Below are 26,256 nucleotides of genomic sequence, written 5' to 3'. Positions count from 1 at the left end.
TTTTCCCTGCATTGGTATTACTATGAATCTGGTATTTTTTACGAATTAAGACAGAAGGATCGAGCAATGAAAAAGACGTTACTTTCCATTATGGCCGTGTCAGCGGTTTCCGCGGTGTCTATGACCACGGCGCAGGCATTTGAAGACATTCCGCACTACAACAACCGCGCCTATGTCTGGGACACAGATGGTTACGTGGTGCGTGACCGCTGGGGCAATTGTGTGCGCACCATTCACTGGACCGAAGAGTCTCTGCCGTGTGGAACCGATCCGAATGCGAAAGCCGAGCCGATGCCAACGCCTGTGCCGGCCTCGCCTGTTACGGTTGTCGAACCTCAGCCGGAACCCGAACAGGCCAAGGCGCCAGCCGAGCTGAACAAACCCGAAGCGTTTCGTGGTTTCTTTGACACCAATAAAGCCACGTTGCGTGCGCTGGCCAAGGACAAGTTGGACATTTATGCCGATTATATGAAGCGAGTGCCAGGCATTAATGTGGAAGTGGTTGGGCACACGGACAGCCGTGGCAGAGCTGCTTACAATCTGGATCTGTCCCAGCGCCGCGCCGATTCGGTGAAAGCCTATCTGATCGAGCAGGGCATTGACGCCGACCGAATCCGTACAGACGGTCAAGGTGAGACCAATCCGGTGGCGAGCAATGACACCGCGGAAGGGCGGCAGGACAATCGTCGGGTCGAACTGACCATCGTCGAATAACACATCAGGGCGCTTCGGCGCCTTTTTATGCCGCTTTATGATAGTTTTTAACTATTGTTTTTATTAAAACAATTAATTTTACTTATTTTGTAAAAACGATAGAATGATTGCATTCTTTCAGCACGGCGCAGGTCGTGTCGTTCTTTTTAATCAACGCAAAGGAGTTGTGTATGTCTGAGTTCAAAAACATGGAAGGTCAAAAAGTTCCAAGTGTTGTATGGCCAACCCGCCAGAACAATGAATGGGTCAACGTCAATAGCGATGACATTTTCAAGGGGCGTACTGTTGTGGTCTTCTCTCTGCCGGGTGCATTTACCCCGACCTGTTCTTCCACGCACCTGCCGCGCTATAACGAACTGGCACCGGTTTTCTTTGAAAACGGTGTGGATGAAATCGTTTGTATGTCCGTGAATGACACCTTCGTCATGAACGAATGGGCCAAAGATCAGGAAGCCGACAAAGTCACCCTGATCCCAGACGGTAACGGTGATTTCACGGATGGCATGGGAATGCTGGTTGATAAAAACGACCTTGGCTTCGGCAAACGCTCCTGGCGTTATTCCATGCTGGTCAAAGACGGCGTGGTCGACAAGATGTTCATCGAGCCAAACAAGCCGGGTGACCCGTTTGAAGTGTCCGATGCCGACACCATGCTGAACTACATCAACCCCAATGCCAAGCCGATTGATACCGCAACCATCTTCACAAAGCCCGGTTGTCCTTTCTGTGCGAAAGCGAAAGCGGCTCTGGAAGATGCAGGCATCAACTTTGAAGAGATCACCATCGCCAATGCCGGTGTGACCCTGCGTACACTGCGCGCGGTGGCGGATGCCGATACCGTGCCACAGGTATTCATCGGTGGTAAGAAGATCGGCGGTTCCGACGACCTGGAAAAATACCTAGCGTCTTAATCTCTGATTTGCCGTTTGGGCCGCACACGCGGCCATTTGATAAGCGGCCAATTGGCCGCTTTTTTCATCTTTGCTGTTTGCTGACAGGGTTTGACGAGCATTGTTTGGTTTAAAAGCACTGCCAGCAAACAACAAAGACCGGCTGGGTTTTGAGAGAACCAGGCCTGGTAAAAAATAGGGAGTGAGTATGCAATACGATTATGATGTGATCGCCATCGGTGGCGGCAGTGGTGGCCTTTCAGTGGTGGAACGCGCGGTGGAATATGGCAAAAAGTGCGCGGTGGTTGAAGCCAAGAAAATGGGTGGCACCTGCGTCAACGTCGGTTGCGTGCCCAAAAAAGTGATGTGGTTCGGCTCCCACATTGCCGAAGCCTTACGCGATGCGCCGGATTTTGGGTTCCACGTGGAACAAAAAGGGTTTGACTGGGGAAAACTGGTTGAGCAGCGTGAAACCCTGATTGGCAATATCACCGAATGGTATGCAGGTTACTTCGATGAACTGGGCATTGATGTCCTTGAAGGGTGGGGGCGCTTTGTGGACGCTCACACCATCGAAGTCGATGGCCGTCATTTCACGGCTGAAACCATTGTGGTCGCACCCGGTGGCAAACCGCTGATTCCCAATGAAACCGAAAATGCGGAACTGGGCATCACCTCTGACGGCTTCTTTGCGTTGAAAGAGCAGCCTAAGAAAGTCGCGGTGATTGGCAGCGGCTACATCGCGGTGGAAATCGCCGGGGTGTTGCAGGCACTGGGAACGGATGTGTCGCTGTTGAGCCGGAAAGATCTGGTGTTGCGCGGATTCGATGACATGATTCGGGAGACCCTGACCGACGCCATGATCGAAAGCGGGGTTCATAAGGAATATCATTTTAAAGTCAAAAAACTGCAAAAAGCCGAAGACGGAACCCTGATTGTGGAATCCGAAGACGGTCAGCACCTAGAAGGCTTTGATCAAGTGATCTGGGCCGTAGGGCGGGAAACGGTGACCGAACCCCTGGGGTTGGAAAACGTCGGCTTGAGCGTCAACGGCAAAGGCTACCTTGAGGTAGATGATTATCACCAGACCGCAGTCCCTAACATCTATGCCATTGGCGATGTGACCGGGCAGGCGCAACTGACACCGGTGGCGATCCGGGCCGGGCGTTATCTGGCCGAGCGGCTGTACAACAACCAGCCGGGCTTGAAAATGGATTTATCGAAAGTGCCAACCGTTATTTTTTCTCACCCGCCTGTGGGAACGATTGGTTTGCCGGAGCACGAAGCGCGAGCGCAATACGGCCATGACAATGTGGAGGTGTATACGTCCATCTTTACGCCGATGCGTAATGCGTTCACTGCTCATCAGGTGAAAACCGCGTTGAAACTGGTCTGTGTGGGCGAAGAACAGACGGTGGTCGGCCTGCATGTGGTCGGTGAAGGGGCGGATGAAATGCTCCAGGGCTTCGCCGTGGCGGTACAGATGGGGGCGACCAAAGCCGATTTGGACGCCACCATCGCCATTCATCCGACCTCGTCCGAAGAGTTGGTGACCATGCGCCCGATGATTTTGAAATAAAGCGCTTGGCGGCAAGCTGGTTTCTAGCCCCAAAGGCCGTGCTCATGCACGGCCTTTTTACGTTCAGACGTCTAGTAAACCGTGATCAGCCCATAGCCTTTTGCCTGCCAGCCCATCAGAGAAATAAAGCCTGAACGCACCGGGTCAATGCCAGGGAGTAGGGTTTCATTATCAACATTGAAGTAAGCCGTGGCACCACCGCAGGCTTCCATTTGGATGCCCAGTGATTGCAAACGGGCAATCTGTTGTGCGATCTGCTCGAGCGTTTCACCGTGTTCCATTGCCAAGGTTTCTTCCGGCTCGGTGGTAATGAACGTCACAGCCTTGGAAATAAAAATCATCTGAAGATCAAAGGAGACCCCTTCCTTCTTCAGGTTGGTGACATTGGTTTCAATGGCTTTGAGGTAACCCAAAAGCGAGGTCGGATGACTTTTTCGCACATCGTAAATCGCTTTGACATGCTCAACGTTGTTTAAAGCGGTTTGATTAGTAAGTGGGGCCGCGATAAGCGGTTGAGAAAAAATAAGAGCCCAGCCCATGGCCAGAACCAAAAGACTGATTTGAATCCATTTAAGGGCGTGTGCAGTGGATGGCATCGTGTCAACTCCTGAGCGTATAATGACGAAACACGTTTAGCGTACCACGCTGAACCGGCAACAATTCCCAAAAATCCTGCAACACTTAAGTGGACTCAAACCGCGTCAACAAACAGAGAGGATAGGATGACAAAAAAACTGCGACGTTTTAAAACGTTTACGCCGTCTTTGGCGACAACGGCCTGGGTGGATGCCTCGGCCGTGGTGATCGGCGACTGTGAACTGGGTGAGGACGTCAGTGTCTGGCCCAATGCGACCCTGCGCGGGGACGTCAATGCCATTCGCATCGGTGCCCGCTCCAATATTCAGGATGGCTGTGTCTGTCACACCACGCACAGCTCCGATATGACCAAAGGTTCACAGTGCCTGGTGGGCGAGGACGTGACCGTGGGGCACAATGTGGTGTTGCATGGCTGCATGATCGAAGATCAGTGCCTGATTGGGATGGGATCGGTGGTATTGGACAACGCCGTGATCCGGTCGCAGGTGATGATCGGCGCCAACTCTCTGGTGCCGCCTAACAAGGAATTGGCATCCGGCCATCTGTATCTGGGCTCACCGGTCAAGCAGATTCGCCCTCTGACAGAGGAAGAAAAAGCTTTTCTGACCTACTCCGCTCAGCATTACGTTCGCTTAAAAAATACGTACGCCGAGCAGGATGCGCAGTCGGATTAAACCCAGACCCAGAACCAGGTCGTGATCAGGCCGACGCCGGCGCTGAACCACAAAGGCAGCGCCACCTGCGTCAGCATCTGTTTGCCCCCGATGCTGGCGGCCATGCTGCCTTTGATCACATTGTTCACACTGGCCGCGATCACAATACCGGTGACGGCGATACGGGCGGCCAGCTCATCGTGACTCATGCGTGCCAATGACAGTGTGATCGCGTCCACATCGGCCACGCCCGATGCCGCCGCCAGCGCCAGAATGCCGGCATCGCCAAACCAATCACGTAGGGTCTGTCCCAGCAACATCACGGCGGTGAGCAATGCCCCAAACAGTAACGCTGTTTTCAGTTCCAGTGGGTTCTTCAAGGGGGTGGCCTGAACCGGGTTGGCATGGGCCTGATGCCGCCAGTAAATCAGGGCCGGGACATAGGTGAGCACGGCCATGATCAGCGCTGGCAGCATTAATGGGTAGAAGAGGACCGGGCTCAGTGCCGAGGCGACCAGCAACATGCGTGGGAACATGGTGCCGCAGGCAATCAGGATGCCGGTGGCGAGCATGGGGCCCATTTCCGGGTGGGTCCGGGTCAGGCGTGAAAAGTGGAGGGTGACCGCGGTGGACGCGGCCAGGCCGCCAAATACGCCCGTAAACACCGCGCCTTTGCGGGGGCCGCCAATCTTGATGGCGCTGTAACCGACAAACGAAATGGCCGCAATCACCACCACCATCCACCAGATTTCATAGGGGTTGAGCGCCTGGTAGGGGCCATAGCCCTGATCGGGCAGAATCGGTAACAGCACCACGGAAATCAGCAGGAGTTTCAGGGCGGCGTGCAGTTCTTTGGATTCGAGGCGAGTCAGCCCGTGATGCAGCAAGGGCTTATGCGTCAGCAGAAGCGTGACCACCACGGCCGTGGCACCTGCGAGCAAAAACTGCCCCGTTCCGGCCAGCACCCCAAGGGAAAAGGTCACCAGTGTGGCGATGAGAGTGGTGATGCCGACGTCATCGCCCTGACGCAGATTGAGCGCGTAGACACTGGTCATGACGGCGGCCAGGGCCACAAACGCTAGCCCGATTACCCAGTGTCCCAGGTCGGCCACCGCCAGCAGACCGCCCAGCAGGCCGACCAGCCCAAAAGTGCGAACCCCGGCAATGCGCCCCCCTTCACGGGTTTCCCGGTTCTGCCAACCGCGTTCGGTCCCGATCAGCAAGCCGATGGCCAGGGCAACGCCTAAGGGATAAAACAGTTGTTGAAACTCGGTCATGGGCTCTCCTTATCGGGTGTCGCGGATGGATCGCCAACGCATGTTTGATGACCGACGTCGTTTTGCCAACGTCGGGGCGGTTTCAGCGCATTTGGCGACGCAAGGCCTCGATCACCGGTTGGGTGTTGGGACGGACCCCGCGCCAGAGATAAAACGATTCGGCGGCCTGCCCTACCAGCATACCCAGCCCATCGCGTATCTGGCAATCCGGTTGATGCGAGCGTGCCCAGTCCAGAAACACTGTGGGTTCGCTCTGATACATCATGTCATACACCAGCGTCTGGGGGCCAATGATCTGTTCGGACACAGGCGGTCGCTTGCCTTCCAGACTGGCTGAGGTGCCGTTGATCACAATGTCATAGGGCTGATCAATTGGGATGTCTTCCCAACCGCTGGCCGACAGCGCGACGTCGGTCTCAAAACGCGCGCCCAGTACCTGAGCTCGTTTGGCGGTGCGGTTGGCAATGTGCACCAGGCCTGGTTGTTTTTGCAGCAGTGGCTGCATAATGCCTTGCACCGCCCCGCCTGCGCCCAGTATCAGTACCCGTTTGCCGGCCAGGGGTACGCTGGCATTGGTTTCAATGTCACTGACCAGACCGATGCCATCGGTGTTGTCGCCAAACACTGACTCGTCCAGCACGAGTGTGTTGACGGCATGCGCGGTTTGGGCGCGTTCGCTCAGGTCCTCGGCAAGCTCAAACGCATCCAGTTTGAACGGCACGGTCACATTCAACCCTTTATAGCCCTGCTGTCTCAAGGCCATGACCCGACGTGCAAAGTTGTCGTCTTCGGTGTCGATGCGAATCGCTTCATAAATCAGGTTCTGGTCGGTCTGCTCGGCAAACATCGCATGAATTTGCGGGGATTTGGAATGGGCGATGGGGTCGCCCACGACGGCATACTTGTCCGGCTGTTGACTCATTGTACCGCCCCGTCTTCTTTCAGCCAGATGGCCGCCTGTTTGGCAAAATAGGTCAAAATGCCGTCGGCGCCGGCGCGTTTGCAGCTGAGCAGGGTCTCCATCACCACCGCGCGTTCGTCGATCCAGCCGTTTTGGGCAGCGGCTTTGAGCATGGCGTATTCCCCGCTGACGTGATAGACAAACGTGGGGGCTTTAAATTCGGTTTTAACTCGATGGACGATGTCCAGATAGGGAATGCCGGGTTTGACCATGACCATGTCAGCGCCCTCATTAATGTCGAGCGCCACTTCGTGCAGAGCCTCGTCGGAATTGGCCGGATCCATCTGATAGGTTTTCTTGTCGGCCTTGCCCAGGTTGCCGGCGGAACCGACCGCATCGCGGAAGGGGCCATAGTACGCCGAGGCGTATTTGGCGGAATAGGCCATAATGCGGGTGTGAATCTGACCGTGGTCTTCCAGCAGTTCGCGGATTTCCACAATGCGCCCGTCCATCATGTCGGAAGGCGCGACCACATCGGCACCCGCCTGAGCGTGCGACAGCGCTTGCTGCATCAGCACATCAATGGTGTCGTCATTGAGCACATAGCCTTCGTCGTCGATGATGCCGTCCTGTCCATGGGTGGTGTAGGGGTCAAGTGCCACATCGGTCATGATCCCCATTTCCGGCACGGCAGCTTTCACCGCCCGCGTGGCGCGTTGAACCAGACCCTCCGGGTTGTAGGCTTCTTCTGCCGTCAGCGTTTTTGTGTCCGGGTCCGGTACCGGAAACAGGGCAATCATCGGGATGCCAAGCGAGGCCAGTGTTTTGGCCTCATCCACCAGCAGATCAATGCTCAGGCGTTCAATTCCGGGCATGGAGGCAACCGCTTCACGTTGATTGTCGCCCTCGATCACAAACATCGGATAAATCAGGTCATTGGCGGTGAGCACGTTTTCCTGCATCAGTCGGCGTGAAAAGGCGTCTTTGCGCATGCGGCGCATCCGGGTAATGGGAAATTGGCGTTCGATCATCTGGTAAGGCTCCTGAGAAGACAAGTTTGCTCGCATGATACCGCCGAGCCTATAAAAAATAAAGCAACCCGGTAATCAATAAAACTGACCAGGCCTGGTAAGAGGTTGGGTTAAAATTGGGCCTTTTGGGTGAAAGCGAAGGGCGATGCAATGAGTGACATGGATACCTTTGATTATGTGTTTTTCGATCAGGCGCTGGCGCAAAGTTTTGCCGACCAGTTGACCGAGCGCGGCATTGCGGCACAGGTCATGGCCGTGGCCGAAACCGGCGAAGAGAGTGTGTGCGAAGTGCAGGTCGGCCAAGCGCTGACGCCCGAGCAGATGGATGAGGTCGAAGCCTTGTACGATCAGCGGTTCTTTGAAGATCAGGCCGCTCTGATCGAAGGCAATGAGGTCGGGGCCCAAGCCGATGTCAGTGGGGTGCAAGTTCAGCTCAGTACCGGGGACTACACCACCGTGGCGATTGACCCGGCGATTATGAACAAGTTGCTGTCGGTGTTGTCGATTGAGGAATTGCAGCAGTTTTTGCATCAGGTGGCCGAAGACATTGAACACCCTAAAAGCGGGCCCGTTTGCCAGCGAATGCATGAGGCGTAAGCGCACTGGGGAGGGTTGCAAAATCCCTACAATAAGTAAACTCAATAGACTGAGGTGGCTTCCCCATAAAAAATTTATATAAGCAAGTTCTAATTTTAGCAGGGGGAAAACTTGATCTTGACCCGGGGAAAACATATTATTACGGGTTAGCAATGTGCTGCGCGTCGCTGGTTGCTGGTGGCGCTGAATAAATAAAAAAGCTTTTAAACAATAAACTCTTGAAATTGAGGCAGCTGGTTCAGTTGTCAATCAAGGAGCAAATCATGACAGACAAAATCGTTGAAAAGGTTGCTGTGCAAACCGACGAGAGCCGTGAGCAGGGTCGTCGTGCCTTTTTGAAAGGCAGTGCAGCCGTAGCCGGTGGTGTGCTTTTCACCAAGGCGGCGTCAGCGGCGGAAGGCGGTCAGTATGACCCGAAGAAAGCCGTCTCGACCTATGCCGGACAAGAAGAAATGACTGAAGTGCTGCAAGACGGTGCGGCGCGTAAATCTTTGGGCTTTGGTGTGCGTAAGTACCCATATGGTATGCCTTCTCCTTATGAGAAAGAAGTGCAGCGTCGTACCCTGGAGTGGTTGACGCCGGATGCGATGGCATCCATCACCATGACCCCATTGCAAAGCCTGCACGGGATCATTACCCCGAATGGTCTGCACTTTGAACGTTTCCACGGTGGTGTACCCACCATCGATCCGGCCGAGCACCGTCTGGTGATTCACGGCTTGGTTGAACGTCCGTTGATTTTTACCATGGACGACCTGAAGCGTTTCCCATCGGTTTCCCGTATCCACTTTGCTGAGTGTCCGGCCAACGGCGCGATGGAGTGGAAAGGGGTTCAGCTGGATTCGGTCCAGTGGACACACGGTATGATGTCCTGTGTTGAGTGGACGGGTGTGCGTCTGTCTGATCTGCTGAAAGAAGCGGGTATCAAGCCAGAAGCCAAGTGGCTGATTCCAGAAGGCGCTGATGCGGCTGCTCTGACGCGTTCCATCCCAATGGACATCGCGATGGATGACTGTATCATCGCCTACGCTCAGAACGGTGAAGCACTGCGTCGTGAGCAGGGTTATCCAATTCGTCTGGTTGTCCCAGGTTGTGAAGCCAACATGTGGGTCAAATACCTGCGTCGTATCCAGGTGCATGATGTGCCAGCACAGCACCGTGAAGAAACCTCCAAGTACACTGAACTGATGCCAGATGGCACCGCTCAGCGTTTCTCTTGGTACATGGAAGCCAACTCCGTGATTACCTATCCTTCACCAGACTTCAAAATGCAAGGACCTGGTAAGTACTTCGTACGCGGTCTGGCCTGGTCCGGTCGCGGTAAGGTCAAGCACGTGGACGTCTCCTTTGACGGTGGGCGCAACTGGAAAGAAGCGCACTTCACCTCAGCGGTACTGGACAAAGCCTGGACCCGTTTCGAAGTTGAATGGGACTGGGATGGTTCTGAAGCCTTTATGATGAGCCGCGTGACCGATGAAACAGGTTATGTACAGCCACCGATGCCACAAATGCGTGAGCTGGAAGGCACTAACAACGTCTACCACCGTACAGCAATGGTGACCTGGCGTGTTCACCCATGGGAAGATGGCAAAAACGGAGGTATGATCGAAAATGTTCAATACTAAGCAAACACTACTGGCATCCGCTGTGGCTCTGGCCACGGCTGGCAGTGCCTTCGCAATGAGCGGCAGCGGCGACGGGTCCAACGGCGACAAGATTGACGGCAAATACGCTGCCAATTACGCTGAAATCATCAAAGAGAATGATGGTAAGTACCTGGACCCGAAAGTGATCGAAGCCATCCTGGGTGAAGACGCTACTTACGGTCGTACCGGTCTGATGGCCAAGCTGGATCCGGCCAACCCTTACTCGTTCGAAGTGGACGACAGCATTGATGGTGGTAACCACGGGAATGCTCAGTGTAAAGTGCCAGCCGCTTTCACCGAAGTGCATGACAACGTTGCCAAAAACTACACCAACGATGCGGACTTCAAAGCGTATGGTTTCGGTACCCCAATTGCGGAAGAAGCCACCAAGGTCTGGAACATCACCGTGGACGGTGACGGCAACAACCTGCCGGATCCTTCTGTGGGCATGACCGTTGAAAAGGGCGGTGAGCTGTATGTTCAATTCTGTGGTATGTGTCACGGTGAGTTCGGTGAAGGGGCCAAAGGTTACCTGCCACTGGCCGTAGACGGTAACCTGGTGACCTCAAGCTTTGACGATCCGGCACCGATGAAAACCGTGGGCAACTACTGGCCTTATGCGGTGACATTGTTTGACTACATCCGCCGTACCATGCCTTTCTGGACGCCGAACATGCCAGCGATTGGTGATGCGGGTTACATGGGCATGACCGGTTACATCATGCAATCCAACTATATCCCAGTTGGTTTTGATGAAGACGGAACGCCGATTGAGTTGGACTTTGATACCTTCTATAACTCTGAACTGCTGATGAAGCAGAACAAGTATATGAAGAACCAGGGCAACTTCTTCTGTGACCACCGTCCGGTGATTCACAACGAACGTTGTATGTCTGACTGTCCTGACTACATGGTCGGTGACGGCAAAGGCAACATTCAGAACTTTGTTCAAGCACGTCTGTTGCCAGATGGGACGCCTCAGTACAACACGCCTGAGCGTCTGCACGAAGATCCACCAGGTGTGGGTCACGCCGGTATGTAAACCATACTGTTTGGTATAAAAAACCCGCTTCGGCGGGTTTTTTTTTTGCCTGTCGCTGGGGCGCAAGACTTGCGTCTGAACCTCAAATCCGTAAAATAACCGTTATTCCCACTCGGAAATAACGAGCGAGACAAAGGATTGCCACAATGGCGCTAATTGACCCATTTGATCGACACATTGAGTACCTGCGGGTTTCGGTCACGGACCGCTGCAATTACCGTTGCGGGTACTGTATGCCAGAGCAGGGCGTCCACCCGGAAGGGCATCACAGCGAGTACCTGACCTTTGATGAACTCACGCGTATTATTACGGCGTTTGTGGCCCTGGGCGTTAAAAAAGTACGCGTGACCGGCGGTGAACCGCTGGTCCGCAAAGGGATTCCTGGATTTATTTCTCAGATATCCCCACTGGAGGGGCTCAAGGAGATTGCCTTATCCACCAATGCACACCATCTGGCAAAGCATGCGGTGGCCCTCAAAGAAGCCGGGTTGCATCGGGCCAATGTTTCGATTGATTCATTAAAGCCAAAGCTGTTTAAGGAAATCACCCGTGGGGGCGATCTGGACAAAGTCCTGGCGGGGGTCAAAGCCGGGATTGAGGCAGGCCTGAACCCAATGAAATTCAATATGGTGGTGATGAAAGGCACCAACGATGGCGAGATCGAGGACATGATCGATTTTGGTATCGAGCACGGGGTCGAAGTCCGGTTTATTGAAACCATGCCCATCGGCCCGGCCGGTGTCAGCATGATGGACCAGCATTACCCTAAAAAGAAAATCCTGCAGCGGGTGCGCGATCATGTGGGCAAGGATTTGATTCCGTGCACCAGTCAAAGCCACGACGGGCCGGCAAGCAATTTTAAAATTCAGGATACTCAGGCCAAAATCGGGGTGATTTCTGCCGTCTCCGATCATTTTTGCGAGAGCTGCAACCGGGTCCGATTGACGGCAACCGGCATTCTGGCGCTCTGCCTGGGGCAGGAAGATTCCGTGGATTTGAAAACACCGTTGCGCGATGGCATTTCGGACGAAGACTTACAGGCCTTAATCGTCAAAGCCATGGAAAAAAAACCGGAACGCCACTTTTTTAATGAAAACGTTCACAACATTGAGTTCCGCCAGATGGTTTCTCTGGGCGGCTAGAAAGAGGACAGTAAAATGTTGACCGTACAGTATTTTGCCCGTTTCCGTGAAGAACTGGGGACCAGCCAGGAGCAGCTGCCAATGGAGGGCTTCGAGCGCGTCGAATGTGTGTTAAAGCATTTATCGCAGCGTGGAGAGAACTGGGAAAAAATCCTTGGTGATCGCAACCAGGTTCAGATTGCCGTCAATCAGGACATGGCACGCCGTCACACGCCGATCAAAGCCGGGGATGAAGTCGCCTTTTTCCCGCCCGTGACGGGAGGCTGAGATGTCCGAGCAGGTCCGGGTTCAACTGGATGACTTTGATCTAAGTACCGAAGTTGCGGCATTAAGGGATGGGCATCGCGACATCGGAGCGGTGGTCAGCTTTGTGGGCACGGTGCGCGACGTTAACGATAATGCGGATGTGGCCGCACTGGAACTCGAGCATTATCCGGGCATGACGGAAAAAGCATTGGAAAACATCCGTCAGAAAGCGCACCAGCGTTGGCCTTTGCAAAACAGTTTGATTATCCATCGTGTGGGTGAGATGCGTCCCTGTGACCAGATCGTGCTGGTGGCCGTGGCCTCACGCCATCGTGAGGCGGCGTTTGAAGCGGCGCATTTTATTATGGACTTTCTCAAAACCCACGCGCCTTTCTGGAAGAAGGAAACATTGCCCAATGGCGAAACCCGTTGGGTAGATGCGCGTTTGTCGGACGACGAAGCCAAAAAGAAATGGCTGGATGCGTCCGAAAATGCCTGAATTTTTTAAACGACCTTTCAACGGTTAACTGTCATTGCCCCGCTGTCGCGGGGTTTTTTTTCGAATTACAAGGAAGCCTGTATGCAGATGTTGAGTTTTGATCAAGCCCTGACCCAACTGGTTAAAAAAGCGGTGCCCACCCGGCGAACCCAGACTCTGGCAGTTGGGGAAGCGCTGGGTTATGTCCTGGCCCAACCCGTGATCTCAGGCATGGACGTCCCGCCCCACGATAACAGCCAGATGGACGGCTACGCCCTGCACAGCTTCGACTCATCCCATGACCGTGAACTGAACATCAGCCAGCGTATTACGGCGGGCGATCGCGGTGACACGCCGTTAGAGACAGGCACTGCGGCACGCATTTTCACTGGTGCGCCCATTCCACCGGACGCCAACGCGGTGGTGATGCAAGAAAACGCAGAGATGATTGACGATGCGCGCATTCGGATCAAACAGGACACCGTCAAGGCGGGTGAAAACATCCGTCGCAAAGGAGAGGACATTGCAAAGGGCGCGACCATTCTCAATGTCGGTCATCGGTTGCGCCCCCAGGATTTAGGGCTGATCGCCTCCATCGGCCAAGCCGAGGTCACGGTTTATGTGCCGTTGAAAATCGCCACCTTTACCACCGGGGATGAGTTGCTGGCGCCGGGTGAGGACTGGGCACCGGGCAAAATCTACAATGCCAATCACTCCGTCATTCAGGCCATGATGCAAAAATGGGGCTTTGAGCTGATTGATTTGGGACGCATTCCCGATGACCTGAAGGCAACGCGGCAGACTTTGCAAAAAGCCAGCGAACAGGCCGATGTGGTGATTACCACCGGTGGTGTGTCCGTCGGGGAGGAAGACCATCTGAAACCTGCGGTGGAAGCTTTGGGGCACCTGGATTTGTGGCGCGTCAAAATGAAACCGGGCAAACCGCTGGCGTTTGGTTATGTGAATGACACACCTTTCATCGGGCTGCCGGGCAATCCCGTCTCGGCATTTGCCACCTGTTATCTGTTTGCACGCGCCTTTCTGTTGCGCTCACAAGGGGTGCAGGACGTCTTTATCAAACCCTACTGGGTGACAGCCGACTTTGACTGGCCCCAAGCCGGCTTTCGGCGTGAATTTGCCCGCGCTCAGCTGGTGAGTGGGCCGCAGGATACAGAAACAAAAGTGGTGCTCTATCCTCAGCAAGGCTCAGGCGTGCTGACGTCCACCGTCTGGGGCGAGGGGTTTGTGGTGATTGAAGAAGACACAACGGTAACCAAAGGCGATACCGTTGCCTTCTTGCCGTTTGATGCCTTCCAGTAAGCAGGCCTGGTAAAAAAGGAAACGCTCATGAACAATACTCTCACACATCTTGATGAAAAAGGTCAGGCACGCATGGTCGACGTCACCCAGAAATCGGTGACCGAGCGCGAAGCCACCGCAGTCGGACGGGTCAGAATGAAACCCGAGACGCTTGCCATGATCATGGATGGCACGCATAAAAAAGGCGATGTGCTGGCCACCGCTCGCATTGCCGGCATCATGGCCGCCAAACGGACGCCGGACCTGATTCCAATGTGTCATCCGTTGATGTTGACGTCTGTTAAGGTCGAGCTCACGGAAAACGCAGACGAACAGTGTGTGGACATTCAGGCCACCTGCAAGCTGGCCGGTCAGACTGGGGTGGAAATGGAAGCGCTGACCGCGGTTTCGGCTGCTGCACTGACACTCTATGACATGTGCAAAGCCGTGGACAAAGGCATGCAGATTGAAGGCATTCAGCTGGAAGAAAAGAAAGGCGGCAAGAGCGGGCACTGGACCCGAGAAGCAGACGAATAGCCCTCCCTCACAACTCCCCTTTTTAACCAGGCCTGGTTAAAAAAGGTAATACTGCAAAGCGTCAGGGCCTTCGTTGTTGAGGATGATTTCCAAGCCTTTGTCTGGGTAGAACCAATGGGGCACACCGTCCGATTGGACTTCGGTACGCTCGGGTTCGCCGAAGCGCATTTTGATGGCCCGTTCGGTCAGGGATTTGCGTGGGACCAGTGTGACCGATTGAATCGGTGACTGTTTCAATATCTCGATCGCTTCGTTATGGGGCGTGACCTCGCGATTGCCTAACTTGGTGACGGTGGTTTGCACGCCTTCGCTGTAGAAGTGGTTGAGCTGCTCCTGAGGTACTTTCAAACGCAGCGCAATCGCGCCGTGGATGCTGCTGATGTGGATAGATGGGAAAAACACTTCCGCGGTTTTGTTGTCTTCATCTTTTTTGGAAAACAGCTTGACTTCAAAGTCATGCCCATAGAGGTCGATCGCCTGTTGCGGGGTGTCTTGCCCCACCGTCAGGCCAAGCGCCTCCAGTTGGCCTTGTGCGTTGTAGCTTGCATTCCATGGAAGCAGTTCAGGGGGCGTTTGATCCTGCTGCGGCGGGAAGGCACTGAACAAAACCGTGATGACGCTGGCACCGATCAGCACCCAGGCCCAAGTGGGCAGTTTGCGAAACAAGGGACGGAAGTTCATGAGGATTTCTCCGAGTCCGCCTGTTGCTCCTCGTCGTCACGCTTGACCGGTTCGTCGCCTTCGCCGATTTCGACATTGGCATTCGCATCTCTGGGTAGGAACCGTTCAATCTTTTTATCGATGATGCCTTTGCCCGCGTCATACACCGAAATCCCCGTCTGCAGGAAGTTATAAAGCACGGTGAAAAACACCACCACACCGGCGAAAAACATGCCGATTTTCTGGATGATGGAGGTGGAGGAGCCGGAATCTGAAAAATCATTCATCATCAAACCACCGCCGAAGACATTGCCCAGAATGGTTGCCAGAACCAACACCACCACTGCCACGGCATAAGAGATGATCAGGTTGCGCCCCCGGCGCCAGGCCAGCATCCAGTGCGCAGACACAAACCAGGAACCCCGTGTCTGGACTTTTTGGCCGTGGAAATAAAGGTAAGCGATGACCAGCAGAGAGATACCCGGCACCATGAGAAAATAGAAAGGGTTGCCGCCGCCGAGTTCCAGCGCCACTTTGGAAATGGCCAGGTGCGTGATCAGAATGTTGAGGTTGAAGATGTGATGCGGGTTTTTGGCCAGAAATTTTTCGTCTTTTGTCACTTGATAGCGCATGATGGTTCCTATATCAAATCAAGATTCGGAGAAGCTCAAAATTGAGCGATGAATGCTTCGCTGGCAACGCGTGCTTTCTCTGACTCGACTTTCGTCCGGGTCAGCAATGCATCCGCCTGATGCCAGTCTTGGTTTTTACCTGCCTGCTCCAGTTGAGCGGCCACATCCGCCAACGGACGGGCACCGACATTGGCTGAACTGCCTTTTAATGTGTGAGCATGCAAGATCAGATCAGCGGCCTCTTGCTCTTCCAGCGCCTGTTCAATCTGGCGCAGCAGTAACGGGATTTGCGCTGCAAAACCTTCAACAATGGGTTTTAGGTCGTCTCCGATCAAATCCTTGAGCATGGCCAGGTTGTTCAGGTCCAGAGGCGCGTCATCGGCGTGTTCGGTCATTGGGTCACTCACGGACAATCTTTAAGCGTAATACTCTAATTCTTTCGGCTGGCCTTTTAAAGAAAAAAGCACTTTTGAACATGGATTAAGTGCCGTTATGGCGCAAAAATTCGTCGAATGCGTCCGCAGGCATGGGCTTGCCAAATTTAAAGCCCTGGAAGACCGCGCAGTTTTTGTTCTGCAGAAAAGCGATGTGAAATTCTTCTTCGATGCCTTCGGCGACCACCTGCAGATTCAGACTTTCGGCCATGGCGAGAATGGTGCGAACAATCGCCTGGCCCTCGTTGGTTTCCAGGTTGACGATGAACGAGCGATCGATTTTGATGGTGTCAATGGGAAAACTCTGTAAGTAGGCGAGTGAGGAATAGCCGGTACCGAAATCATCGATGGAAAGCGACACACCCATGGCTTTGAGGCTTTTGAGAATGCTGATGTTGTGATCGGCATTGCTCATGGCCAGGCTTTCGGTGATTTCCAGATCCAGAAAACGGGGCGGCAGACCGGATTCGGTTAACAAGGTCTGCACCTGACGAATTAGGTCGTTGTGAGAAAACTGGCGCCCGGACAGGTTGACCCCAATGTGCAGGTCGTCATAGCCGTTTTGATGCCAGTGTTTGGCCTGGTGCATGGCGGTTTTGAGGACATAGTGCCCGATGTCGTCGATCAGGCCGCTGCTTTCGGCTATGGGAATGAAAATCCCGGGTGAGATCACGCCGGCTTCTGGATGATTCCAGCGCACCAGCGCTTCAGCGCCATAGGGTTTGAGGGTCTGACCGTCCACCTGCGGTTGATAATAGACTTCAATTTCGTTGCGTTCCAGCGCTTTGCGTAAATCGTTTTCCAGAATCAACTGTTCTTTGGAGTGGGCATTCATCTGTGCCTGATAGTAGAGGTACTTGTTCCCGCCGTCCTGCTTGGCCTGTGTCCGTGCCATGTTGGCGTGGGCAATCAGTTCACTGGCTTCCGCGCCATCCTGATGCAGCAGGCTGATGCCCATAGACAGGGTGATAAACAGTTCCTGGGAGGTGATCTGATAGGGTTTGGACAGGGCTTGAAAAAGGCGGGTCAGACTCAGGCCCAATTCCTGTTCATCCTGGGCGTTTTTGATGATGATGGCAAATTCGTCACTGCCCAGTCGTGCCACAAAGTCATCTTCACGGGTCACTCGATTGAGTCGCTGTGCCATTTTACGCAGCAGCTCGTCCCCTTGCTCCTGACCCAGGTTGTCATTAATTTTTTTGAAACTGTCGATGTCGAAAATCACCGTGGCACTGAAGCGGTCAGGCCGCGCTTCATTCAAGAAGGTGTTGAGGGCTTTGGTAAAGAACGACCGGTTGGCCAGATCAGTGAGTTTGTCATGGCTGGCCTGATAATCAATCAGGCTTTCGGCTTTGTGCAGGCGGCTGATGTCCTGAGCCGAACCGATGACTTTGACCATTTCATGGCGGTCGTTGAAAAAGACTTCGCCCAACAGGTCGATGTGAAGGGGGGCCCCTTCATGATGATGCACTCGAAAACTGACCTGAATGTCATTGTAGCCCTGACTGGCGTCGGCAATGGCCTGTTGCACCAGTGGCTTGTCTTTGGCCTCGATGTTGGACAGAAACTGCTCCAGGGTCACATCCGCTTGATTGGGAATGCCGAACAGTTCAAAGGCAAAACCGGTCCCGCTGACGCGGTCATTGACCGCATCCCATTCCCAGTAGGCGAGTTTGGCCAGCTGTTGGGCAAAGCTCAGCTGGGCCTGACTGACGCGTAAGGCGTCTTCGGTCAGGGACGCTTTGATGGCGTATTTGACGCGCTGACTCAACAGTGACCAGTTAATGGGTTTGGTGATGAAGTCGGTGGCCCCGGCTTGAAAGGCACGATCAATGGAGGTGATGTCTTCCAGTGCGGTCAGCATCAAAATGGGGATGGCGCGTTCTTTTTCGTAATTGCGAATGGCCTCGGTGGTGGCAAAGCCATCCATCTCCGGCATGAGGACGTCCATCAGGATCAGATCGGGCAGCGCATTGAGAAAGGCTGAGAAGCCGACGCGCCCGTTTTCAGCTTGCGTGACTCGAAAGCCTTCCTTTTCCAGAACCTTGGCGATGGTCAGGCGTGAGACCTTGTCATCATCAATGACAAGGACATGCGCGGGCTGGCCATGAAGGCGGGTCAGATCAGACGATAGAGACGCGTGCGATTGAGACATGGAAAAACCCGTGGTTGTGAGTTCTCAGTGTAAACCCTTTATCGGCAAAAAAAAAGCGTGAAACCACCCCGGAATCAGGTTTGCAGCCAAAAGGTGACCGGGCCGTCATTGGTCAGGGAGACTTGCATGTCCGCTCCGAATTCACCGGTTTGAGGGGGACGATACGCCTGGGTAATGCGCTCGCAAAACGTCTGAAATAATGTCTGCGCCTGGTCCGGTGGGGCAGAGGTGTGAAAACTGGGACGCAGCCCCTTCTGGGTGGAAGCTGCCAGCGTAAACTGAGGCACCAGCAGCAACTCTCCACCCTGGCCGTCACACGCCTGCTGCACGTTCCGATTCATTTTGCCGTTTTCGTCGGCAAACACCCGGTAATGCAGCAGTTTGTGCGTCATTTTGGCCAGCGTCTGGTCGGTGTCATCGGGTTCAAACCCCACCAAAACCACCAGGCCTGGTGAAATCTGACCGATGATGCGACCGTCCACGCTGACTTGGCCTTGCGTGGCCCGCTGCAACAGGCAGATCATGGCCGATCAGCCCTTTTTGCTGCGCCCGGCGCGTTTGCGCTCGTTTTCGGTCAGGTGTTTCTTACGAATGCGGATGTGCTGTGGGGTGACTTCCACCAGTTCATCGTCGTCGATGAATTCCAGCGCCTGTTCCAGCGTAAAGCGCTGAGGTGGAACCAGTGTCAGCGCTTCGTCGGTGCCCGCGGCCCGCACGTTGGTCAGCTGTTTGCCTTTCAGGGCATTGACCGTCAGGTCATTGCTGCGGCTGTGCAGACCAATGACCATGCCTTCGTACACGTCTTCGCCGTGACCGATGAACAGCTTGCCACGGTCCTGCAGGTTGAACAGCGCAAACGCCAGTGCCTTGCCCTGAGCATTGGCGATCAATACGCCGTTGTTGCGCTCGCCGATGTCGCCACTGAAGGTTGGGCCATAGTGCGAGAAGCTGGAGAAGATCAGACCATGCCCCTGGGTGGCGGTCATGAATTCGGTACGGAAGCCGATCAGGCCGCGGGATGGGATGATGAAATCGATGCGTACGCGACCGTGACCGTCCGGGACCATGTCCTGCATTTCGCCTTTGCGCTCGCCCAGTTTTTCCATGATCGAGCCTTGCGCTTCTTCCGGAATGTCTACGGTCAGGTTTTCATAGGGTTCGCAACGCTCACCGTCGATTTCGCGGAAAATTACTTCCGGACGCGAAATCGCCATTTCATAGCCTTCGCGGCGCATGTTTTCGATCAATACAGACAGGTGCAGTTCACCACGTCCGGACACTCGGAATTTGTTGGCGTCTTCGGTTTCTTCCACGCGCAGCGCCACGTTGGTGAGCAGTTCTTTGTCGAGACGCTCGCGAATCTGACGTGAGGTCAGCAATTTGCCGTCCTGGCCGACAAACGGCGAGTCATTCACCTGGAAGGTCATGCTTACCGTGGGTTCATCCACCGTCAGTGGCGGCAGCGCTTCCACATGATTGGGATCGCACAGCGTGTCGGAGATATTGAGCGGGTCCAGCCCGGTGAAGGCGACGATGTCACCGGCATGGGCTTCGTCCACGCTGACACGATCCAGCCCGTGGTAGCCAAACAGCTCGGCGATTTTGCCTTTGCGCTCTTTGCCGTCGGCCCCGATGATGGTCAGGCTCATACCGGCTTCCACCGCGCCGCGTTTGATACGGCCAGTGCCGATGACGCCCTTATAGGTGTCGTAATCCAGAGAAATACACTGCAGCTGGAAAGGACCGGCAATGTCCACGTCCGGCGCCGGAACATTTTCAGTAATGATTTTGAAGATCGGTTCCATGTCGCCATCGCGCACGTCGTCTTCCAGACCGGCAAAACCGTTGAGGCCCGAAGCGTAGATGACGTCAAAATCCATCTGTTCGTCGGTGGCACCCAAACGGTCAAACAGATCAAAGGTCTGATCCAGTACCCAGTCCGGACGGGCACCGGGACGGTCGATTTTGTTGATGACCACAATCGGCTTGAGCCCTTGTTGCAGGGCCTTTTCGGTCACAAAGCGTGTCTGAGGCATGGGACCTTCCACGGAATCGACCAGCAGCAGTACCGAGTCCACCATGGACAAAATACGCTCCACCTCACCACCAAAGTCGGCGTGGCCCGGGGTGTCAACGATGTTGATGCGGAAATCATGCCAGTTGACGGCGGTGTTTTTGGAAAGGATCGTGATCCCACGTTCCTTTTCCAGATCATTGGAGTCCATGACCCGATCACCCATGTCTTTGCGCACTTCATCAAAGGTGCCCGATTGGCGCAGTAGCTGGTCAACCAGGGTGGTTTTGCCGTGGTCAACGTGGGCAATAATGGCGATGTTACGAATGTGATCGGTCTTCATGGAATCTCTCTGGGTGTTTCAAAAAGGGCGTATTATACAGAAACCCTGCCGCCTTTTTGGTGAAACCCCGGATTTTTTGTTGGATCACAAGTGCTTAGAAGAGAAAGGAGCGGTGCCTCGTTGCGCGTTTCAACGGCAAAACGAGGCCGTTAAGACCGGATTAATTGGCATCCGTTGAGCGGCTTGCCTGTTGTTTGGCCAGCTGAAGATGGCTTTGCAGAATGCCGTAAGCCATGGTCCCGATCAGAATGCCCGCCAGGGCAAACAAACCGGCGATTTTGCCTTCGCCGATCATGGCCGGAATCGTGCCGGGACAGGAGGCGGTCATGCCCCAGCCGACACCGAACAGGGCGGCGCCAATCATCAGGCCTTTCTGGTAGGGTTTTTTGACAAAATCCACTTCTTCACCAGTGGCGACCGCATGAATGTGGGTTTTTTTCAGCAGCCAGACCCCGAGCATGGCAATGATCACAGCGGTGACGATGACAATCATCAACTGAAAGTCTTCGAACAGGAACATCTTGGCGTGGTAGTCATAGGTGGTGGCGCCGGCCCGGCTCATCAGAAAGCCAAACAGAATGCCGGTCAGTAAGCCAAATATCTGGGTTCGGTAGACAAAAAACCCCGACACCAGTGTATTGCGACAGCGTTTGAACAAAGACTCTTCGTACATGGGTCTGCCTCCTCAGGTGCCGAACAGCAGATGGGTGGTGAAAAAAGCGCTCAAAAAGAAAATCACGCCTGCCAATAGGCTCGGCGGGTTGAGCATGGCACCGCCGACCAGGGCATGACCGGTGGTGCAGGCGCCTGCCAGTCGCGCGCCAAATCCGAGCAACGCCCCGCCGAACACCAGCCAGATGGCCTTGCCGGCGTAGGTTTGTGGCAGGATGTCATCGTACATGCCCATGCTGAAGCTGAAATGCCAGGGCTCGGGGGAACTCAGCGCACTGAGCAGCCCGCCCAGCGGAATGCCGAGCAGGAACCAGAGCTTGGCGTTGTTCAGGTGGCGGTATTCTCCCTGGCGGAAATAAGGCACACGCTGACAGACCAGACCACAGATGTTGCCGTAGCCGGTCGAGCAGCCAGCGGGTTTGCCCATCAGCCAGAAATGAAATATCACGAACAACCCAATGGCCAGCCCGGCCAACCAGGCGCTCCAGACAATGACTTCCATACGCGTTTCTTATTTAATTCGGTGAATGAAAACTTATTTTAAAAGGCCGTGGTCACGACTGCAAAAAGAGCTTTTTTGTCTAACCATAAAATAATATTATGGGGTATCAGAGCATTTAATTTAACGAAGATCACGATGGCTCTGCTATGGGGTCAGCGCGGTGCCAGCAGGGCATGCTGGCTGAGGGTCTGCAGGTCGCGCCAGGCCCGCCCGAAGTCGGAATCGGGGCGAATCGCCATCATGCCCGCATGCCGTTTTAACTGATCCACCCCTGTCAGGCCGTCTTCCAGCCAGACCAGGCAGGCCTGGTAAAAAAGGAAGCGGTCGGTTGGCGTCAGTCCTTGCTGCGTGGTCAGGCTGTGCCAGAGTTTTTCCACCTGATGATAAAACGCCTTTCGGTTGGTCTGCCAGTGGGTATGAACGTCTACCCAGGCCTGGTAGCGCGGGTCGGAAGGCAACAAGGAAAAAGATTGTTCAAACGCGTTCAGGGCCGATTTGACAAGCCCCAGCGCCACACTGAGAAACGATGCATGCGCCAGTGTGTCCAGCGGGCAATGATAAATCGGTTCATTCAGATAGGGGGTCGCTTCCAGCGAAAAGGTCGCCTGAGCCGGGATCGAAAGGTTGTTCACACTGAAGTCGTGGCTGCCGGTGGCCTGAAGGCCGATGGCGCGCCAGGTGTCGTGTCGGATGACGGCCTCGGCAGGCATGGCCACGGACAGCAGTGGTTTGTCCGCCCCCTGGGTGCAGTTGGCGGTAAAGGTGGTGGCGTGGTAAGCCCCGCTGGCGTAGGGCCAGCGGCCGCTGATCCGATAGCCGTTTCGGATCGGTATTGCGGTGCCACCGGCCATGCCCGACCCGGCAATCACCGAACGATTGGATTGAAAGATCGACGCCGCCGTCTCGGCGGGTAAAAAGCCGGAAAAGAGCCCACCTCCGGCACCGATCATCACCAACCAGCCGGTGGCTCCGTCGGCTGAGGCGATAAGCTCGAACACATTCAGAGAGGTGGGCAGATCGGCACCGAGTCCCTGATAACGCGGCGAGACGAAGAGCCGAAACAGGTCGAGTTGATAGAGCGCCTGCAAAACCGCCTCGGTCAGATGGCCCTGCTGTTCCGCGACTGGGGCATCCCGGCGAATCAGGGGCAATAGATGCGCCGTTTCGGTTAAGAGCGATGCATGCAATGTTTGCTCAGACATGCGGTGAATCGGCCTCGTGGGCGGGGGTGACGTGAATGGCCAGTCCCATGCGATGATCCAGAGCATGCAGTTGCGCGCCGTCGATTTCGATCAGCAGGGGACCATTAAATGGCGCCTGGTTTTTGACCACGATACGACTGCCAAGATGCAGACCGATCGACGCCAGATAACGCAGTTCTTCGGGCGAACGGTTTTTGATGCGTGCAACCCGCACCGGTGTATTGTGTTCCAGATGAGACAAAGCCGGCAGCGGCTTGTTTTCAATATGACCATCCACATCCGGAATCGGAGAGCCGTGGGGGTCATGCGTGGGCTGGCCCAGATCATTCCACATCCGGTCCACCAGTTTGTCTGACAGAAAGTGCTCGAGGGTCTCGGCCTCTTCGTCCACTTCATCCCAGGAGTAGCCCAGGCGGGCCACCAGGTAACTTTCCAGAATGCGGTGGTTGCGGATCATCTTCATGGCAATTTTCCGGCCTGAATCGGTGAGTCTGACGCCGTAATAGGGTTCGTGCTGAATCAGAGCTTCCTCGGCCAGTTTTTTAAGCATGTTGGTCACCGATGCTTTGGAGACCGCCAGTCGCTCGGCCAGGTCTTTGGTCTGCACGCCTTTGTTCGCCGGAGTGAGGCTTTCCAGCTTATAAATGATTTTCAGGTAATCTTCCCACGCGCGAGACGGGGCTGTTTTGACTGTGGCAGAGGGGCGAGGCATAAGGGTTAATCCTTGATCTGACGCAATGGATGTGCATGAGTCCGTTTATGGTACTGTTTGCTCAGCTGTATCAACACAAGGGTGAGTCCCATCAGTAATCCGGCGCTGACCGCAATGGCAGCGGCAATGGCGCTGTTGAGCCAGAAGGCGATGGCGTAGCCCAGCCAGACAGCCATTTGAGAATAGGCGACGGCCAACCACAGCATGGTTTTCAAAGAGCGGGCCAGCAAGTAGGCCGTGGCAGCCGGGATGATCAGCAAGGCCACCACCAGGATGGCGCCGACGGCGTCAAACGAGGCGACGGTGGTCATGGACACCAGTGTCATCAGAAAATAATGCCAAAAGGTAATGTTGATCCCCAGCGACACCGCCAGACTCGGGTGAAAGGTGACGGTTTTCAAGCGTTCAAACCCGACCAGCAGGCTGATCAAAACGACCGCAAAGACAATCAGAATCAGCCAGAATGCGCGCGGCCCGAGGTCGGTGCCGGTTTCCATGTCGCCCCAGATCACAGTGTCAAACGGCACAAAGGCAATTTCCCCATAAAGGACGCACTCCTGATCCAGATCGATTTGACCGGTGTAGAGCGATACCAGAATCACCCCGATGGAAAAAAACAGGGTAAAGACAATGCCGATGCTGGCATCACTCTGTAACCGGCTGACTTTATGCAGGGTTTCGGACAGCCAGGCGGTGACCAGACCGATGATCACCGCACCCAGGAGCATCACCCATAAAGCGTTGGTGCCGGAGATCAGATACGCCAGCACAATGCCCAGCAGGACGGAATGTGAGATGGCATCGCCCATCAGGGCCTGACGGCGTAGAATCAGAAACACTCCGACCAGGGCACACGCGGCCGCTACCAGACTGGCGGTGGCCAGTATCCACAGATCCAATACCCAGTCAGACAGGTTGAATGATTGAAACAGCGTGCTCATGAAGGGTGCCCCTGATTGTCCGACAAGCCGGGAATGGGCGCGCCATGGGGGTCAAAGTGTTCCATCAGCTCGGCCACGATCTGCTCTTCCTGTTCCCGGTTGAGAATATGCTCGATGCGCTCTGCCTGTTGATGCACCTGATCCGAGGTCATGTCGGCGTGCTGACTCAGATAGCTTTCCCATAAACGGTGACGTCGGGTCAGTTTCACCGCTTTCAAAAGGCCTTTTTCGCTCAGGGCGTATTGTTGTCGGTTCTGTTTCACCCAGCCTCGGCGAACCATTTCTGCCAGGCGGTTTCTCAGTTCCGTACCTGACATTGAGCGCAGTTCGGTGATCTCAGCCAGACTGAAGCCGTTGCGCTGAAAGTGCGAGCGCTCGAGCAGCTTGTAGAGGGTGCGCAGAATGTTTTCCTGAATGACGCGTTGTTTGAGCGCTCGGTCGTCCAGATAGCGTTTGATCAGCCCCTGTCTTGGGGCAAAAATGAAACTGATAAAAAACAACAGCGACAGACTGACCACAATCCAGGGCCCTGTGGGCATGGCGGGCGCGACATAGGAAATCTGAGCGCCCAGCGAGGCACTTAAAGCGCCAAACAAAGCCGCCAGCGTTAATAGGTGGCTTAACTGGTGACTCCAGAAACGGGCGGCGGCAATCGGCGTGAGCAGGATCGCGGCCATGAGCACCACCCCGACCAGTTGCAGACCGACCACCACTGAGAGCACGATCAGAATGGCCAGCACCACTTCGTAAAAGCGTACCGGCACGCCCAGCGTTTCCGCATACACACGATTGAAGGCAATCAGCCGAAATTTCTGAAAAAACACCACCACCGTCACCAGGACCAGGGTGGTGACATAAAGCAGCAGGTCAATGTCGTTTGAGGTGATGGCGGCGGCCTGGCCGAACAGTAATTTATCCAGTCCGCTTTTATCGGGCAGGCTGGTGTTTTGGATGTAGGAGAGCAGCATCAGGCCCAGCGCAAAGAAAAATGACAGGGTGATGGCCAGCGCGGCATCGGGTTTGATTTTGGTGTTTTTGGGGAGCCAGTCGATCAGCCAGAACCCGAGCAGACTGGAGACGAGTGCCCCCGCAAAAATGATTTCCGCGTCCCGACTGCCGCTGAGCAAAAACGCCATCATCACACCGGGTAGGGCCGCATGCGCGAGCGCATCGCCCAGCAGGGAGCGTTTGCGTAGAAACGCAAAGGCGCCGATCACGGAGGCGCTCATGCCCAACAGCAGGCTGCCGACCAGCACCCAGGTGGCGTTCATGTCGTCAAAGGACCAGAAGACCCCCAATTGTTGCCAGGCCTGGGCCAAAAAGCCGGGGTCATTGTAAGGTTCGAAACCGTTCATCATCG

General features: G+C 54.9%; 28 protein-coding genes. 12 read left to right on the top strand and 16 right to left on the bottom strand.

Annotation, left to right across the window (positions count from 1 at the left end; genetic code table 11):
- Nucleotides 1–66 precede the first annotated feature (66 nt).
- From AVO41_RS10335 to gorA, 3 genes are all read left to right on the top strand, one after another.
- Complete coding sequence (locus tag AVO41_RS10335; protein WP_082676747.1) at nt 67–714, top strand: OmpA family protein; 648 nt, start codon at nt 67–69, stop codon at nt 712–714.
- Nucleotides 715–884: 170 nt separating this feature from the next.
- Nucleotides 885–1,625 carry a glutathione peroxidase gene (locus AVO41_RS10330; protein WP_068586671.1) on the top strand — a complete coding sequence of 247 codons (741 nt, stop codon included), beginning with the start codon at nt 885–887 and terminating at the stop codon, nt 1,623–1,625.
- 187 nt (nt 1,626–1,812) lie between these two features.
- Nucleotides 1,813–3,183, top strand: coding sequence for a glutathione-disulfide reductase (gene gorA, locus AVO41_RS10325; RefSeq protein ID WP_068586669.1), 1,371 nt, complete (start codon nt 1,813–1,815; stop codon nt 3,181–3,183).
- 71 nt (nt 3,184–3,254) lie between these two features.
- On the opposite strand, the gene AVO41_RS10320 is transcribed toward gorA, so the two are convergent.
- Entirely contained in the window at nt 3,255–3,779 is a 525-nt protein-coding gene (locus AVO41_RS10320; protein ID WP_235584737.1) for a DsrE family protein, read from the bottom strand.
- A gap of 126 nt (nt 3,780–3,905) precedes the next feature.
- On the opposite strand from AVO41_RS10320, the gene AVO41_RS10315 reads away from it, so the two are divergent.
- The gene (locus tag AVO41_RS10315; protein WP_068586667.1) at nt 3,906–4,454 is read left to right on the top strand and encodes a gamma carbonic anhydrase family protein; all 549 of its coding nucleotides are present in this window, start codon (nt 3,906–3,908) and stop codon (nt 4,452–4,454) included.
- Here the strand turns inward: AVO41_RS10315 and AVO41_RS10310 are convergent.
- The 3 genes from AVO41_RS10310 to hemB all read right to left on the bottom strand — a co-directional run bounded on the left by AVO41_RS10310 (nt 4,451) and on the right by hemB (nt 7,642).
- A complete protein-coding gene (locus AVO41_RS10310) occupies nt 4,451–5,710 on the bottom strand; it encodes an MgtC/SapB family protein (RefSeq protein WP_068586659.1) in 1,260 nt (419 codons plus the stop codon). The two genes, AVO41_RS10315 and AVO41_RS10310, sit on opposite strands and share 4 nt — an antisense overlap.
- Before the next feature lie 82 nt (nt 5,711–5,792).
- Entirely contained in the window at nt 5,793–6,632 is an 840-nt protein-coding gene (gene aroE / locus AVO41_RS10305) for a shikimate dehydrogenase (RefSeq protein WP_068586657.1), read from the bottom strand.
- On the bottom strand, nt 6,629–7,642 hold the full coding sequence (gene hemB, locus AVO41_RS10300; protein ID WP_068586654.1) for a porphobilinogen synthase: 1,014 nt from the start codon (nt 7,640–7,642) through the stop codon (nt 6,629–6,631). Before hemB ends, aroE begins: the two co-directional genes overlap by 4 nt.
- Before the next feature lie 150 nt (nt 7,643–7,792).
- Here hemB and AVO41_RS10295 point away from each other — a divergent pair, with 150 nt between their 5' ends.
- From AVO41_RS10295 to moaC, 8 genes are all read left to right on the top strand, one after another.
- Nucleotides 7,793–8,239 carry a hypothetical protein gene (locus tag AVO41_RS10295; RefSeq protein WP_235584736.1) on the top strand — a complete coding sequence of 149 codons (447 nt, stop codon included), beginning with the start codon at nt 7,793–7,795 and terminating at the stop codon, nt 8,237–8,239.
- Nucleotides 8,240–8,502: 263 nt separating this feature from the next.
- Nucleotides 8,503–9,864 (top strand): sulfite dehydrogenase, encoded by a 1,362-nt coding sequence (soxC, locus tag AVO41_RS10290; protein WP_068586647.1) that lies wholly within the window; start codon nt 8,503–8,505, stop codon nt 9,862–9,864.
- The gene (locus AVO41_RS10285) at nt 9,851–10,927 is read left to right on the top strand and encodes a c-type cytochrome (protein ID WP_068586644.1); all 1,077 of its coding nucleotides are present in this window, start codon (nt 9,851–9,853) and stop codon (nt 10,925–10,927) included. The genes soxC and AVO41_RS10285 overlap by 14 nt, the downstream gene beginning before the upstream one ends.
- A gap of 146 nt (nt 10,928–11,073) precedes the next feature.
- Nucleotides 11,074–12,069 carry a GTP 3',8-cyclase MoaA gene (gene moaA / locus AVO41_RS10280; RefSeq protein ID WP_068586642.1) on the top strand — a complete coding sequence of 332 codons (996 nt, stop codon included), beginning with the start codon at nt 11,074–11,076 and terminating at the stop codon, nt 12,067–12,069.
- A gap of 15 nt (nt 12,070–12,084) precedes the next feature.
- Complete coding sequence (gene moaD / locus AVO41_RS10275) at nt 12,085–12,336, top strand: molybdopterin converting factor subunit 1 (RefSeq protein WP_068586639.1); 252 nt, start codon at nt 12,085–12,087, stop codon at nt 12,334–12,336.
- Between the two features lies 1 nt (nt 12,337).
- Complete coding sequence (gene moaE, locus AVO41_RS10270) at nt 12,338–12,814, top strand: molybdopterin synthase catalytic subunit MoaE (protein ID WP_068586635.1); 477 nt, start codon at nt 12,338–12,340, stop codon at nt 12,812–12,814.
- 81 nt (nt 12,815–12,895) lie between these two features.
- On the top strand, nt 12,896–14,113 hold the full coding sequence (gene glp / locus AVO41_RS10265) for a gephyrin-like molybdotransferase Glp (protein WP_082676746.1): 1,218 nt from the start codon (nt 12,896–12,898) through the stop codon (nt 14,111–14,113).
- A 27-nt stretch (nt 14,114–14,140) separates the two neighbouring features.
- Nucleotides 14,141–14,629, top strand: a complete 489-nt coding sequence (gene moaC / locus AVO41_RS10260; protein WP_068586632.1) for a cyclic pyranopterin monophosphate synthase MoaC — start codon at nt 14,141–14,143, stop codon at nt 14,627–14,629.
- A 36-nt stretch (nt 14,630–14,665) separates the two neighbouring features.
- Here moaC and AVO41_RS10255 read toward each other — a convergent pair whose 3' ends face one another.
- The 12 genes from AVO41_RS10255 to AVO41_RS10200 all read right to left on the bottom strand — a co-directional run bounded on the left by AVO41_RS10255 (nt 14,666) and on the right by AVO41_RS10200 (nt 26,251).
- A complete protein-coding gene (locus AVO41_RS10255; protein ID WP_068586627.1) occupies nt 14,666–15,310 on the bottom strand; it encodes a hypothetical protein in 645 nt (214 codons plus the stop codon).
- On the bottom strand, nt 15,307–15,921 hold the full coding sequence (locus tag AVO41_RS10250) for a hypothetical protein (RefSeq protein WP_068586626.1): 615 nt from the start codon (nt 15,919–15,921) through the stop codon (nt 15,307–15,309). The genes AVO41_RS10255 and AVO41_RS10250 overlap by 4 nt, the downstream gene beginning before the upstream one ends.
- Nucleotides 15,922–15,956: 35 nt before the next feature.
- Entirely contained in the window at nt 15,957–16,328 is a 372-nt protein-coding gene (locus tag AVO41_RS10245; protein ID WP_153003537.1) for an Hpt domain-containing protein, read from the bottom strand.
- A 73-nt stretch (nt 16,329–16,401) separates the two neighbouring features.
- Nucleotides 16,402–18,510 (bottom strand): EAL domain-containing protein, encoded by a 2,109-nt coding sequence (locus AVO41_RS10240; RefSeq protein WP_068586620.1) that lies wholly within the window; start codon nt 18,508–18,510, stop codon nt 16,402–16,404.
- 74 nt (nt 18,511–18,584) lie between these two features.
- Nucleotides 18,585–19,034 (bottom strand): D-aminoacyl-tRNA deacylase, encoded by a 450-nt coding sequence (gene dtd, locus AVO41_RS10235; protein WP_068586617.1) that lies wholly within the window; start codon nt 19,032–19,034, stop codon nt 18,585–18,587.
- A 6-nt stretch (nt 19,035–19,040) separates the two neighbouring features.
- Nucleotides 19,041–20,867: a translational GTPase TypA gene (typA, locus tag AVO41_RS10230; protein WP_068586614.1), complete on the bottom strand. Its 1,827-nt coding sequence runs from the start codon at nt 20,865–20,867 to the stop codon at nt 19,041–19,043.
- A gap of 160 nt (nt 20,868–21,027) precedes the next feature.
- Entirely contained in the window at nt 21,028–21,540 is a 513-nt protein-coding gene (locus tag AVO41_RS10225) for a DUF6691 family protein (RefSeq protein WP_068586612.1), read from the bottom strand.
- Nucleotides 21,541–21,552: 12 nt separating this feature from the next.
- On the bottom strand, nt 21,553–22,041 hold the full coding sequence (locus tag AVO41_RS10220) for a YeeE/YedE thiosulfate transporter family protein (protein ID WP_068586611.1): 489 nt from the start codon (nt 22,039–22,041) through the stop codon (nt 21,553–21,555).
- A 152-nt stretch (nt 22,042–22,193) separates the two neighbouring features.
- On the bottom strand, nt 22,194–23,243 hold the full coding sequence (locus AVO41_RS10215) for a hypothetical protein (RefSeq protein ID WP_068586608.1): 1,050 nt from the start codon (nt 23,241–23,243) through the stop codon (nt 22,194–22,196).
- Nucleotides 23,236–23,955 (bottom strand): metal-dependent transcriptional regulator, encoded by a 720-nt coding sequence (locus tag AVO41_RS10210; protein ID WP_068586607.1) that lies wholly within the window; start codon nt 23,953–23,955, stop codon nt 23,236–23,238. Before AVO41_RS10210 ends, AVO41_RS10215 begins: the two co-directional genes overlap by 8 nt.
- 5 nt (nt 23,956–23,960) lie before the next feature.
- Entirely contained in the window at nt 23,961–24,896 is a 936-nt protein-coding gene (locus AVO41_RS10205) for a metal ABC transporter permease (protein ID WP_068586605.1), read from the bottom strand.
- Nucleotides 24,893–26,251 (bottom strand): iron chelate uptake ABC transporter family permease subunit, encoded by a 1,359-nt coding sequence (locus AVO41_RS10200; RefSeq protein WP_235584735.1) that lies wholly within the window; start codon nt 26,249–26,251, stop codon nt 24,893–24,895. Before AVO41_RS10200 ends, AVO41_RS10205 begins: the two co-directional genes overlap by 4 nt.
- Between the last annotated feature and the right edge of the window lie 5 nt (nt 26,252–26,256).

The sequence above is a fragment of the Thiomicrospira sp. WB1 genome (assembly GCF_001507535.1).
Lineage (GTDB): Bacteria > Pseudomonadota > Gammaproteobacteria > Thiomicrospirales > Thiomicrospiraceae > Hydrogenovibrio.
The sequence above is the reverse complement of the archived record's forward strand: the minus strand, read 5'-3'. Positions and strand labels throughout refer to the sequence as shown.

Coding starts and splice junctions, on each gene's coding strand:
- AVO41_RS10335 (WP_082676747.1), top strand. CDS start 67: ATGAAAAAGACGTTACTTTCCATTATGGCCGTGTCAGCGGTTTCCGCG.
- AVO41_RS10330 (WP_068586671.1), top strand. CDS start 885: ATGTCTGAGTTCAAAAACATGGAAGGTCAAAAAGTTCCAAGTGTTGTA.
- gorA (WP_068586669.1), top strand. CDS start 1,813: ATGCAATACGATTATGATGTGATCGCCATCGGTGGCGGCAGTGGTGGC.
- AVO41_RS10320 (WP_235584737.1), bottom strand. CDS start 3,779: ATGCCATCCACTGCACACGCCCTTAAATGGATTCAAATCAGTCTTTTG.
- AVO41_RS10315 (WP_068586667.1), top strand. CDS start 3,906: ATGACAAAAAAACTGCGACGTTTTAAAACGTTTACGCCGTCTTTGGCG.
- AVO41_RS10310 (WP_068586659.1), bottom strand. CDS start 5,710: ATGACCGAGTTTCAACAACTGTTTTATCCCTTAGGCGTTGCCCTGGCC.
- aroE (WP_068586657.1), bottom strand. CDS start 6,632: ATGAGTCAACAGCCGGACAAGTATGCCGTCGTGGGCGACCCCATCGCC.
- hemB (WP_068586654.1), bottom strand. CDS start 7,642: ATGATCGAACGCCAATTTCCCATTACCCGGATGCGCCGCATGCGCAAA.
- AVO41_RS10295 (WP_235584736.1), top strand. CDS start 7,793: ATGAGTGACATGGATACCTTTGATTATGTGTTTTTCGATCAGGCGCTG.
- soxC (WP_068586647.1), top strand. CDS start 8,503: ATGACAGACAAAATCGTTGAAAAGGTTGCTGTGCAAACCGACGAGAGC.
- AVO41_RS10285 (WP_068586644.1), top strand. CDS start 9,851: ATGTTCAATACTAAGCAAACACTACTGGCATCCGCTGTGGCTCTGGCC.
- moaA (WP_068586642.1), top strand. CDS start 11,074: ATGGCGCTAATTGACCCATTTGATCGACACATTGAGTACCTGCGGGTT.
- moaD (WP_068586639.1), top strand. CDS start 12,085: ATGTTGACCGTACAGTATTTTGCCCGTTTCCGTGAAGAACTGGGGACC.
- moaE (WP_068586635.1), top strand. CDS start 12,338: ATGTCCGAGCAGGTCCGGGTTCAACTGGATGACTTTGATCTAAGTACC.
- glp (WP_082676746.1), top strand. CDS start 12,896: ATGCAGATGTTGAGTTTTGATCAAGCCCTGACCCAACTGGTTAAAAAA.
- moaC (WP_068586632.1), top strand. CDS start 14,141: ATGAACAATACTCTCACACATCTTGATGAAAAAGGTCAGGCACGCATG.
- AVO41_RS10255 (WP_068586627.1), bottom strand. CDS start 15,310: ATGAACTTCCGTCCCTTGTTTCGCAAACTGCCCACTTGGGCCTGGGTG.
- AVO41_RS10250 (WP_068586626.1), bottom strand. CDS start 15,921: ATGCGCTATCAAGTGACAAAAGACGAAAAATTTCTGGCCAAAAACCCG.
- AVO41_RS10240 (WP_068586620.1), bottom strand. CDS start 18,510: ATGTCTCAATCGCACGCGTCTCTATCGTCTGATCTGACCCGCCTTCAT.
- dtd (WP_068586617.1), bottom strand. CDS start 19,034: ATGATCTGCCTGTTGCAGCGGGCCACGCAAGGCCAAGTCAGCGTGGAC.
- typA (WP_068586614.1), bottom strand. CDS start 20,867: ATGAAGACCGATCACATTCGTAACATCGCCATTATTGCCCACGTTGAC.
- AVO41_RS10225 (WP_068586612.1), bottom strand. CDS start 21,540: ATGTACGAAGAGTCTTTGTTCAAACGCTGTCGCAATACACTGGTGTCG.
- AVO41_RS10220 (WP_068586611.1), bottom strand. CDS start 22,041: ATGGAAGTCATTGTCTGGAGCGCCTGGTTGGCCGGGCTGGCCATTGGG.
- AVO41_RS10215 (WP_068586608.1), bottom strand. CDS start 23,243: ATGTCTGAGCAAACATTGCATGCATCGCTCTTAACCGAAACGGCGCAT.
- AVO41_RS10210 (WP_068586607.1), bottom strand. CDS start 23,955: ATGCCTCGCCCCTCTGCCACAGTCAAAACAGCCCCGTCTCGCGCGTGG.
- AVO41_RS10205 (WP_068586605.1), bottom strand. CDS start 24,896: ATGAGCACGCTGTTTCAATCATTCAACCTGTCTGACTGGGTATTGGAT.
- AVO41_RS10200 (WP_235584735.1), bottom strand. CDS start 26,251: ATGAACGGTTTCGAACCTTACAATGACCCCGGCTTTTTGGCCCAGGCC.